At 42.8% G+C, this 1195-nt stretch carries 2 protein-coding genes; both read left to right on the top strand.

The features are described from left to right. On the top strand, window positions 1–829 hold an 829-nt coding region (locus AB204_RS20885; protein ID WP_324292614.1), incomplete at its 5' end, for an RHS repeat domain-containing protein. Further along, window positions 826–1095, top strand: a complete 270-nt coding sequence (locus AB204_RS14090) for a hypothetical protein (RefSeq protein ID WP_053067915.1) — start codon at window positions 826–828, stop codon at window positions 1093–1095. The genes AB204_RS20885 and AB204_RS14090, both read left to right, overlap by 4 nt. Window positions 1096–1195 lie beyond the last annotated feature (100 nt).

The raw sequence follows: 1195 nt of genomic DNA, 5'->3' as shown, positions 1-1195 counted from the left end.
CACCCGGCTGGAAGAGCGTCGCGTGCGCTGGTTATATGAACCGGGCAGCCTGACGCCGGCGGCTCGTTTTGAACGGGGCAAACTGCACTACGCCATCAGCGACCATCAGGGCACGGTGCGGGAATTGCTGGATGAGCAAGGAGATATGGTCTGGGGGCAACATCTGACCACCTGGGGCAAAGCCGAAAGCCGAGGAAGCGTGCCGTCTCATCACCCTGATCACCATGTCCAGTGCAACCTGCGGTTTATGGGCCAATATGAGGATGAGGAAAGCGGGCTATACTATAACCGCTTTCGGTATTATTCGCCGGAGACCGGGCAGTATATTAGTCCAGACCCAATTGGCTTAGCAGGGGGCGTAAATCCCTACTCGTATGTGCATAATCCGGTGTCTTGGGTTGACCCGTTTGGGCTGGCGGGGGCGCCGGGGAATAAAGGGGAGCCTCCGCATCCATATCAAGGGGTTAGAGATGCATCCGCGTATCTAAAATCGCAAAATGTCCCTCGTGATTTTAGAAAACAAACAATCCAATCTTTTGATATAGAAACAATTAAGGTTCGTCCTGCAACATCTAATGAATATGGATTAAGATACTTTGATAATGTCAATGCATGGGAAAAAGGTAGGTATATATTCGAAACATTCCCCGCAACTAGATCAAGCCTAGCAGTCAAGACGGAGTGGAATCAAATGACTAATTTTTCACAATTTAAAGTTGTTCCGGGAACAACCATTATTGAAGGAAAAGCCGCAGCACAAGGCGTTGGATTACCTGGTGGTCAAACACAAAAATATATCAGCGATTTAGATAAGTTAATAAAACAATGAATATAAATAATGTAATAAAAAAAATAGATATAGCGATAGTAGAAATCGAGAAAGCTATTGCAACCTATGACAAATTCAGTCTTTTTACTACAATTAATCAATTGAATAATTTTAAGGAAAAATTAATAAATTTACGTAATATTATTGAGTCAGGCGATATTCCACAGAAAACACAAAGACACTTATGCATGGCTAGAGTTATTACCGACCAATGGCCTGTTGATAATAAACTGGGCAACATTATTATTGATGCTGAATTAACATAGAAAAATGCTTAGGTGACAACAGAAAATTCTCACATATCTATGTAAAAAAGCCGAAAGAAATCCCATGATCTTCCGGCTTTTCTCTTTTCAAGAGCCACTC

The organism is Xenorhabdus khoisanae, assembly GCF_001037465.1.
GTDB classification, from domain to species: domain Bacteria; phylum Pseudomonadota; class Gammaproteobacteria; order Enterobacterales; family Enterobacteriaceae; genus Xenorhabdus; species Xenorhabdus khoisanae.
Note: the sequence above shows the minus strand (reverse complement) of the source record. Positions and strands in the feature narration are given on the sequence as shown.